Annotated in this window: 9 protein-coding genes; 2 read left to right on the top strand and 7 right to left on the bottom strand. The window is 72.3% G+C overall.

Annotated features, from left to right (window positions below; genetic code table 11):
* Positions 1–1184: low temperature requirement protein A (locus AB0J68_RS19615; protein ID WP_363939788.1), on the bottom strand; the 1184-nt coding region annotated here is incomplete at its 3' end.
* A 154-nt stretch (positions 1185–1338) separates the two neighbouring features.
* Here AB0J68_RS19615 and AB0J68_RS19610 point away from each other — a divergent pair.
* The gene (locus AB0J68_RS19610) at positions 1339–2322 is read left to right on the top strand and encodes an LLM class F420-dependent oxidoreductase (protein WP_354858600.1); all 984 of its coding nucleotides are present in this window, start codon (positions 1339–1341) and stop codon (positions 2320–2322) included.
* Positions 2319–3110, top strand: coding sequence for an SDR family oxidoreductase (locus AB0J68_RS19605; RefSeq protein ID WP_363939786.1), 792 nt, complete (start codon positions 2319–2321; stop codon positions 3108–3110). The genes AB0J68_RS19610 and AB0J68_RS19605 overlap by 4 nt, the downstream gene beginning before the upstream one ends.
* Before the next feature lie 53 nt (positions 3111–3163).
* Here the strand turns inward: AB0J68_RS19605 and AB0J68_RS19600 are convergent, their stop codons facing one another.
* The 6 genes from AB0J68_RS19600 to AB0J68_RS19575 form a co-directional block, all read right to left on the bottom strand.
* A complete protein-coding gene (locus AB0J68_RS19600) occupies positions 3164–3967 on the bottom strand; it encodes a class I SAM-dependent methyltransferase (protein WP_354858545.1) in 804 nt (267 codons plus the stop codon).
* A gap of 245 nt (positions 3968–4212) precedes the next feature.
* Positions 4213–4836: a DUF305 domain-containing protein gene (locus tag AB0J68_RS19595; RefSeq protein ID WP_354856929.1), complete on the bottom strand. Its 624-nt coding sequence runs from the start codon at positions 4834–4836 to the stop codon at positions 4213–4215.
* 68 nt (positions 4837–4904) lie between these two features.
* Positions 4905–5798, bottom strand: a complete 894-nt coding sequence (locus AB0J68_RS19590) for a DUF1996 domain-containing protein (protein ID WP_363939784.1) — start codon at positions 5796–5798, stop codon at positions 4905–4907.
* A gap of 235 nt (positions 5799–6033) precedes the next feature.
* On the bottom strand, positions 6034–7917 hold the full coding sequence (locus AB0J68_RS19585; protein WP_363939783.1) for a Xaa-Pro dipeptidyl-peptidase: 1884 nt from the start codon (positions 7915–7917) through the stop codon (positions 6034–6036).
* Positions 7918–8042: 125 nt separating this feature from the next.
* Entirely contained in the window at positions 8043–8528 is a 486-nt protein-coding gene (locus AB0J68_RS19580) for a DUF2231 domain-containing protein (RefSeq protein WP_363939781.1), read from the bottom strand.
* A gap of 87 nt (positions 8529–8615) precedes the next feature.
* Positions 8616–9159, bottom strand: a 544-nt coding sequence (locus AB0J68_RS19575) for an SEC-C domain-containing protein (RefSeq protein ID WP_363939779.1), incomplete at its 5' end; no start/stop codon positions are given.

Here is a 9159-nt window from a genome sequence, read left to right as displayed (position 1 = left end):
CCCCGCGCCCGGCGGGCGTCGGCGACCGCGACGCCGCCCAGCACGAGCACTCCGGCGGCCAAGGCGGCCAGCCCCGGCAGGAACAGCAGCGGTACGACCACCGCCGCCAGCACCAGGATGGCGATCCACCGCGACGGGGAGACCCGCCCGAACACCTCGTACTCGAAACGGGCCCGGCCGGCCAGGAACAGCGCGGGTCCGCCGAGCACCATGGCCAGCCACGCCCCCGGGGCATGGCCCAGCGGATGATCGATGATCAGCTCGTAGCCGACCGCCGTGGCGGCCAGGCCGACCACCATCACCAGGTGCGTGTCGGCCGCCGAGCGGCCGATGTTCGCCGGGTGGCGGGCCGTCATCACGGCCTCGCCCAGGATCTGCCCGGCGCGCTGGACGTAGATCCGCCACAGCATGATCGACGTGGCCACCGAGAGCGCGAAGGCCCACGCGTGCCCCGACTCGTACGGGCCCTTGCTGTACGCGAAACCGGCCACCAGGATCGTCTCGCCCAGCGCCACGAGAAAGAACTGCTGGTACCGCTCGGCCAGGTGCTCCCCGGCGATCTCCCACTTCGAGACCGTCGACCGGCCCAGGCCCGGCACCGGCCAGCCGCACCGCGCCGCCAGGTACTCGATGAGCAACGCCAGCGCCCAGAGCATCACCTGCCCGTTGATGGGCAGCAACGCCCCACCGATCCAGAACACCCCGCTGACGGCGAACACCACGGTCATCCGCACCTTCAACCGGCGGTACGGATGCGGTCCCAACGCGATCGACAGGATCAGCGGCCGGGTCACCTGCGCGACGACGTACGCCGTCGCGAACGTCAGCCCGGTCTCGCTGAACGCCCGGGGGATCGCGACCCCCATCACCATGCTGGCCACGAGCGCGGTCAACACCACGGTCTGCAGCGGTGCCCGGTACGGGTCGTAGCGGCTGGTCGTCCACGCGGTGCCCTGCCAGACCGCCCAGAGCGCCAGCAGCAACAGCAGCGTCTTGCCGCTGCCGGTGACCGCCGGCCAGCCCAGCTGCGCCGGGCTCTCGGTCAGGTCCTCGAACGCACGCGCGGAGATCCGGGTGAGCGCGAAGACGTAGACCAGGTCGAAAAAGAGCTCCAGGAACGTGGCCCGACCGGGCGCGGTCGCCGCCGGGACCGGCTCCAGGTGTCCCGCCGCCCTGGAACCCATGGTCAGCGGCCTGCGCCGGTGCTCCGGTCCACCTCGAAGTCGTAGCACCTCGGCCGGCACGCGCGGCCGCGAACCGGCGATTCTGCCCACTTCGGGGATCTTGCTCGCAGGCCCCGTCAACGGGCACGATCGATCGGTGACGAATCGATGGGGCATGACGGTGCCGTTGGGCGGGATCCCGCTGGCCGATCACCAGGCGGTCTACGCGACCCTCGATAGCGCCGGGTTCACCGACGTGTGGTCCTCCGAGGTCGCCGGGACCGACGCGTTCACCCCGCTGGCCCTCGCCGCGGCGTGGCAGCCGCGGCTGCGGCTGGGCACCGCGATCACCCCGGTCTTCACCCGCGGCCCCGGGCTGCTCGCCATGAGCGCGGCGGCGCTCGCCGAGGCGGCCCCGGGCCGGTTCGCGCTCGGCATCGGCGCGTCCTCGCCGGTGCTCGTGCGGGACTGGAACGCGGTGCGGTTCGACGAGCCGTTCCGACGTACCCGCGACGTCCTGCGGTTCCTGCGCGCCGCGCTGCGCGGTGAGACGGTGGACGAGGTCTACGACACCTTCACGGTGCGTCGGTTCACCCTCGAACGGCCACCGGCGGTGCCGCCGCCGATTCTGCTCGCCGCGCTGCGCCCGGGCATGCTCCGACTCGCCGGCGCCGAGGCCGACGGGGTCATCCTCAACTGGCTCAGCGCCGAGGACGTGCCGCGGACCCTCGCCGAGCTGGGCGAGCGGCGTGCCGGCTTCGAGGTAGCCGCCCGGATCTTCGTCTGCCCCACCGAGGACGCCGCGTACGCCCGCACGCTCGGCCGCCGGCTGATCACCAGCTACCTCACCGTGCCGGCGTACGCCGAATTCCATCGCTGGCTCGGCCGCACCGAGGCGCTGGCGCCGATGTGGGAGGCCTGGGCCGCGGGGGACCGGCGTGCCGCCAGCGCGGCGGTGCCCGACGAGGTCGTCGACGCCCTGGTGCTGCACGGCTCGCCGGAGCGGTGCCGAGCCCAGGTCCGCCGCTACGCCGACGCCGGCGTGGACGTGCCGGTCCTCGCGCTGCTGCCCACCCCCGAGGTGACCGCCGGCAGCGCCGCCGCGCTGATGACCCTCATCGCCCGGTTGGGCACCGAGCCCGTGGGAGCGTCCCAGTGAATCTGACCGACCGGATCGCGGTGGTCACCGGCGGCGCCGGCGGCATCGGGGCGGCACTGTCACGGCGCTTCGCCGCCGAGGGCGCCGCCGCGGTGGTCGTCGCCGACCTGGACGCCGAGGCGGCCCATGCCGTGGCCGAGGGCATCGGCCCGGTGGCGCACGCCGCCGCCCTCGACGTCACCGACGAGGCCCAGGTCCGCGCGCTCGTCGACGACACCGAACGGCGCTTCGGCCGCATCGACCTGTACTGCGCCAACGCGGGGGTGACCACCGGCGGGGGAATCGAGGTCGACGACGCGGCCTGGGATCGCGCGTGGCGGGTCAACGTGCTCGCCCACGTCTACTCGGCCCGCGCGGTGCTGCCCGGCATGCTCGCCCGCGGCGGCGGCCACCTGCTGCACACCTGCTCCGCGGCGGGCGTGCTGACCGCGGTGGGCGACGCCGCCTACACCGCGACGAAGCACGCCTCGGTGGGCTTCGCCGAGTGGCTCGCCATCACCTACCGGGACCGGGGCATCCGGGTCAGCGCCCTCTGCCCGCAGGGTGTGGACACCCCGATGCTCGCCGACGGCATCGTCGAGGGCCACCTGGGCGCCCGGGTGATCGCCGCCTCCGGAGAGGTGCTCACCCCGGACCAGGTCGCCGAGGCGACCATCGCCGGGCTGGCCGAGGAGCGGTTCCTCATCCTGCCGCACCCGGAGGTCGCCGACTACGCCCGCCGCCGCGCCGAGGACCCGGACGGCTGGCAGGCCGGCCTCCGCAAGCTGGTCCGCCGACTGACGGCCTGACGGTCTGGGGCGTGTGTCAAAGTCCTCGTCGAGCCGAAGCTTTGACACACGTCCTAGCGGCCCGGAACGCGCCCGGCGGCCAGGAGGTGCGCGCTCGATCCGATCAGCGCCGGCTCGGTGCTGTAGACGCGGGCCAGATCCAACGCCGCGGAGAAGACCGTGTCCTGCGCCGGCCCACCTGCCGCAGCCTCCGCCGCCGTCCACGCCGGGCCCTCCACCCCGTGTACGACGACGTCGGTCAGCCCTGCCGCCGAACACTCGTCGGTGATCTCCTCGACCCGATGGAAGTACGCGTGGGTGAAGCCGGTCCGTGGATCGTTGGTGCCGTCGGTCAGCAGGTTCCTGGCCTCGTCGAGCAGCCGCTCGTCGAGGCGTGCGGTGGCGGCGAAGTCCAGCGGACCGGCGAAACGGGAGATGACGGCCGCCACGATGAGACCGCCGGGGCGGGTGACCCGGACGGCCTCCCGTAACGCCTGAACCCGGTCGGCACGGTCCAACAGGTGGTAGAGCGGCCCCAGGAGCAGCGCGGCGTCGTACGCGTCGTCGGCGTCGGGAAGCGCTCGCGCGTCGGCGACCCGTGCCTCGACGGGTGGCTGCCCGCCGCGTGCCTGCGCGACGTGACTCGGCACCAGGTCGACGAGACGGACCTCGTAGCCGGCAACGGCGAGGGCCCTCGCGTACTCGCCGGTGCCTCCGCCGATGTCCAGGACACGGGCACCCGGGCCGGGCAGGAGATCCCGCAGGAGCTGCGTCGTGCGGATCCACTCCAGTCGTGCCTGCGGGCGGGCGGAGAGCCGCTGGTCCTCGCGGTAGCGCAGCGTGTAGTAGTCGACGATCTCGCTCGTGTGCTGATCCACCCCCTGATGCTCGTCGTTACGCCGTACCCGCCGCCACCGTGTTTCCGCTCCGGCATGCGGCCGCTACCTCGGCTGCGGGAGCGCATTCACCTCTGTCACGTCCCGCTGGTCGCCCGGGCCCCCCTGGTGACAGCCGTGGCCGCCGACTACGGCCGCCGCGCCCGGCTCCGCTCCCCCCGGATCCGTCACCGGTGATCAAGAGGTTCGCGTCACGACACGCCGGTGGGATGACGCAAACCTCTTGATCACCGAGGCGGGGCGGTGGGGGTGGAGGAGGTGGGGGTGGGGGTGAGGGTGTTCAGGTTTGTTTGGTGGGTGGTGTTGGACTGGATCACTGTGGTGGCCAGTGTGGTGGTGGCCGGGTGGACGCCGCCCTTCTGCTCGGCGGTGGCGACCCGGACCGTCTGCGTGAGGTACGCGCGCAGGTGCGCGGCCAGCAGGCGGTGGAACGTCTTCCCGGTGGCCGACCGCAGCGCGGCCAGCTCGTCGGCGGTGACCATGCCCGGCATGTCGTGGCCCTCGTGCGGGTTGGTCGTCGGCGCTCCCGCCTCGACGAGCAGTTGCCGGGACCGGGTCAGGTCGGCACGGTTGCTGGCCCGCACCTCGGCGGCCAGGCGTCGCCAGGCGGGGTCGGTGGTCCGGGTTGGCACCAGGTCCAGCACCGGGAGCAGCCGGTCCGTCAACGCCGCCGTCAGTTGCAGCCAGGCGATGTCGGTGGGGCTGAAGGAGCCTGCCGATCCGACGTTCGACGGTGTGGACGCGGCCGGCGCGACAGTGGGTGGCCCGGCGCTGTGCGCGGTGCCGGGAGACCCGCCGGCGCAGCCGGCGACGAGCACCGCCGCCGTGAGCAGCGCGGCGTGAGCGCGCATGCGGCCTCCTTTCGCCCGCGGGCGGGCCCGGCGTGACCGGACCCGCCCCTCCGTACGACGGTGTCGGCTCAGATCGGCCGGCCGTCGTGCCCGCACTTGATGACCGGACGGATGCAGTCCTGGACCCGGCGGGCCATCTCAGCGGTCGGCCAGGCGTTGAAGAAGTCGCCGTGCATGGTGTAGCCCGGCCCGGAGGCCAGCCGGAAGTGCGACGGGTCGCCGTTGACCGGGTACCGCAGCACCTGCCGCAACTTCGGCACGTGCACCGGGTGGGTGCTCGGGCAGGCCTGGTTCACCGGGTACGCCAGGTGGCTCTTGTGGTCCGGGGAGTCCAGGTCCCGACCGTTCCAGCACTGCGGGAAGTCCAGGTACGACTCGAGCATCGTGCCGGCCGGGCAGTTGACGAAGTCCTTCGACGGCGGCACCTGCCCGGCGTGCAGGCAGGACCAGCGGGCGATGCTGTCGTTCGGCCCGGTGGCCTTCGCGTTGCCCGCGACGAGTCGCAGGCCCTGCGGGATCGGTTGGGTGTTGGCGACGACGTCGGCGCGGACCCCTTCACCGAGGTAGTAGAACGTGGCGATGGCCGGCTCCACCGCCACGTTGTCCCGGTAGAGGGTCGGCACCCAGTACGACGAGACGTCCACCGCCGGGTTGCAGGTGCTGGTGGACTTGACCAGGTCGGGAAGCGTGGTGTTGCCGTTCGTCACCGTGCTGCCGAAGAAGCTGTGCATGTGTGAGGCCCCGGGCAGCCCGGGAAAGACGATCGGGTCGTCGGGCAGCCGGTGGCTGTACGCGCAGTCGGCGGGGAACTCGGCGACCCGGATGACGTTGGCGACCGGGGCGGCGTCGGCCCGGTCGGTGGTCCAGGCCAGGTACGTGCCGAGGAGCGTCAGCAGGGCGCCGATCGCCGTGGCGAGGCGTAGCCGGCGGGGGACGTGGGAGAGGGGTGCGGCCCTGTCCATCTCGTGACTCCTGTCGGGGACGGGTCAGGGACAGCTCCGACGCCGCCGCCGAAAGACGTCGGAGAGTGTCCTGGCCGAAAGGGGGTGGTGGCCCGTGAACCGGGGCGAGAGAGCGCTCTCACCACATCAGACTGTTCCCCACGTCGACGGTTGTCAATACGTGCGCAGTTGGTGGAAAACGCGGCGGGAGGGGCAGCCCGACACCTCGGACTGCCCCTCCCGTGGAACGAGGACGTCAGAAACCGAGGACGGCCCGCCCGCCGACCACGGGCAGCCGCACCTCACTGTCGTTCGGCGCGACCCGCAACTCGGTGCCGCCCAACGGCAGCAGCGTGTACTCCTGGTCGCTGGAGAAGACGACCACCCCGATCCGGTGGCCCGCCGGGAAGATGTAGTCCTTCGGCTCCATGGTCCAGCGGTAGTCGTACAGCTTGCCCTGCTTGACCGGCTCGGTGCGCGCGGCGCTCTTGCGGTTCTGCGGGTCCATCCAGCCGCGGGTCACCACGGTCGGCGCGGCGGTCGACCCGGCCGGGCCGTAGTCCACCAGGTACGCGGTGAGGTTCGCGTCCGGCTTGTTGTCGATCGCCATCCGCAGCCGCATCTCCGGGCGCCCCGAGATGCGCACGTTCTGCGTCAGCGCGGGGGAGCGGTACGCGAGCCGGTTGGGGCTGGCCGTGTCCGGATCGGCCACCAGGGTGTCCGGGTGGATGGTCCGTCCCTCGTCGACGAAGCTCTGCTCGACCTTGGCCTTCGGCGGCTTGCCCGTGGTCAGAGCGCCCGGCGCGGTGGCGTCGGTCGCCGCGAACCGCAACCCGACCTCACGCGCGGCGGGGTCGGGCCAGTTGGCGTACGTGGTGTAGGCGCGGTCCTCGCGCTGGAGCACCGCGGTCGGCTCGTCCATGATGCCGTTGCGCACGTTCCACAGCCAGAAGTCGAACCAGCGGTTCTCGGTCTGCTTGTAGGTCCAGGTGTGGCCGTCCGGAAGCGTCACCGAGGCGTTGCTACCCGGACCGCCGTGCCCACCCTGGTGCAGCCAGATCTTGCGCGGCACGTCGCGCTTCGCGAGCTCGTCCCACCAGCCGGCGAAGTGCTCGGTCTTCACGTTCCAGTCGTTGAGGCCGTGCACGACGAAGACGCTGGCCTTGACGTCGCGGGCGTCCAGGTAGTCGCGGTCCTGCCAGAACTTGGAGTAGTCACCGGTGACCCGGTCCTGCTCGGCGGTGATCGTCGCGAGCTCGTCGGCGCAGGGCCCCTCGGCGCGCGCCTGCCCGGCCGTGTACTGGGCCAGGATGTCGAGGTCCTCGCCCTGGAACGTGCCCGGCGCCACCACCAGGCCGTTGGCCCGGTAGTAGTCGTACCAGCTGCTGATCGCCGAGACCGGCACGATGGTCTTCAGGCCCTTGACCCCGGTGGTGGCCACCTGGTTGGGCAGCGTCCCGTTGTAGGAGACGCCGGTCATGCCGACCGCGCCGGTGGTCCAGCCGGCGGTGACCGGGACGCCGTTCACGTCGTACGCCTTGGCCCGCCCGTTGAGCCAGTCGATGACCGCCTTGGTGCCGAGCGTCTCGGCCTGGTCGCCGCTGGTCGGGCAGCCGTCCGAGTCACCGGTGCCGACACTCTGGCCGAGCACCACCGCGTACCCACGCGGCACGTAGTAGTCGTCCAGCGAACCGGGCAGGTTCGCCTTCGCCTGTGCCCGCTGGGCTTCCACCTCGACCGCCCGCCGCCCCGAGCGGTCGGTCCGGCCGTTCTGCGGCAGGTCGTCGACCAGCACGCTCGGGTACGGCACGTCACCCCAGGTGCCCTTGCGGTACGGACTGTGCTCGAAGATGACCGGCACCTTGAAGCCCTGGGTGGCGGTCTCCCGGGGGCGGGAGATGTCGATCGCCACCCGGTCGGGACGGCCGTCGTGGTCGGTGTCCACCGGGGTCTGGACGAACACCCGCTCCTCAATGGCGTCCGCGAGCGAGAACACCGGTTGGGTCATGCCGTCGGCCACCACGATGCCGGTGGGCGCGGAAGGCGTGGGCGGAGCGGCCGCCGCGGTCGGGGCTGTGCTCAGCACCAGGGCGCCGGACACGCCGACGCTGAGCAGTGCGAGATGGCGGGGTCGACGCATGCGCGTCTCCCTTCGGTCGGGCTGGCTGCCGGGTCTCGGCACGGACCAATCACGAAGATCCATTCGTCGCCATGCTAGGTGCGAGTGGGCGTCGCGTCGATCCCCTCGGGCCGCGCCCGCGCTCGTTACTGGCCCTCCCAGACCGCCTTCGCGCCGGAGTCGCCGGTACGGACCACGTAGTACACGGCGATGGCGGCGGCCACCACCGACAGCACCTGCAACACCAGCGTCAGCGCCCGACCGGAGCGCGCGCCCTCGGCGCCGCGCGGCGCGACGAACCAGACCAGCGCCAGCGCCACGACTCCCAGCCCGATCGCGGCGTAGAGGGCGAGGTCACCGAAATCCTGGTGCGCCTCCAGCTTCGGGACGAACTCGGGCGTGACGCGGTTGGCGGAGCGCAGGCGCGCGAAGAACGCGTCGCCGGTGAGCTTCGCCAACAGGGCGGCGACCGGCGCGCCCACGGCGAGCAGGCCCAGCACCCAGCGTGTGTGCGGCCGGATCGGCGCGACGAGCGCGTACGCGACCGTCAGGAGGGCCAGCAGCGGCACGAACACGACCGCGGCGTGCAGCACGAGAGGGTGGGCGGGGATACCCATGAACTCCTCGAACATCGGCGTCTCCTCCGAAAGGGGTGGACGTCGATCGTCCGGGAAGGACGTTATCGGTCACGCGCGGGCGTGTCAGCCCTCGGGCTGGCCTCAACTGCGCGAGCGCGGCAGGCAGTCCTTCTTGTACTTCAGGCCCGAGCCGCACCAGCACGGGTCATTGCGCTCCGGTGGCCAGGGAACCCGCGAGCTGGGTCGCGCCGACACCTCGACCGCGTAGCCGGCCCGGATCGCGGCGTCGGTCGGGTCGCCGTCGCGTCGACCGGCGAACGCGTCCAGGCCGGCCACTGTCGCTCTGAACACGCCCAGCCCGGTCCGGCCGGCACTCGTCAGCCGTACCAGCTCCTTCTCCAGCCTGGCCCGGTGCGCGTCCCAGTCCGGCCCGTACACGTCGGTCAGCTCGGGGTGCTCGGCGAGCAGGCGGTCGAACTCGGCCCGGGGCCAGAGGAGCAGATCAGAATCAGCGCCCTGACGCTCTGCGGCCCGGCGGACGAGCTGGTTCTCCAGGCGGTCGGCCAGATCGTCCTGCCGGTCGTGCGGCAGGTTGAGATTCCGGCGTACCCGGTGGCGCTGTTGCAGCAGGAAGAAGAGCACACCGGGCGCGTCCGGCGGGCCGACCTCCGGGTCGGCCGCCGCC

It is taken from the genome of Micromonospora sp. NPDC049580, from assembly GCF_040675595.1.
In the GTDB taxonomy this organism is placed as follows: domain Bacteria; phylum Actinomycetota; class Actinomycetes; order Mycobacteriales; family Micromonosporaceae; genus Micromonospora.
The sequence above is the reverse complement of the archived record's forward strand: the minus strand, read 5'-3'. Positions and strand labels throughout refer to the sequence as shown.

Bases quoted from the DNA above. Each gene is read 5' to 3' on its own strand.
- AB0J68_RS19610 (WP_354858600.1), top strand. From the start codon at position 1,339: ATGACGGTGCCGTTGGGCGGGATCCCGCTGGCCGATCACCAGGCGGTC.
- AB0J68_RS19595 (WP_354856929.1), bottom strand. From the start codon at position 4,836: ATGCGCGCTCACGCCGCGCTGCTCACGGCGGCGGTGCTCGTCGCCGGC.
- AB0J68_RS19590 (WP_363939784.1), bottom strand. From the start codon at position 5,798: ATGGACAGGGCCGCACCCCTCTCCCACGTCCCCCGCCGGCTACGCCTC.
- AB0J68_RS19585 (WP_363939783.1), bottom strand. From the start codon at position 7,917: ATGCGTCGACCCCGCCATCTCGCACTGCTCAGCGTCGGCGTGTCCGGC.
- AB0J68_RS19580 (WP_363939781.1), bottom strand. From the start codon at position 8,528: ATGTTCGAGGAGTTCATGGGTATCCCCGCCCACCCTCTCGTGCTGCAC.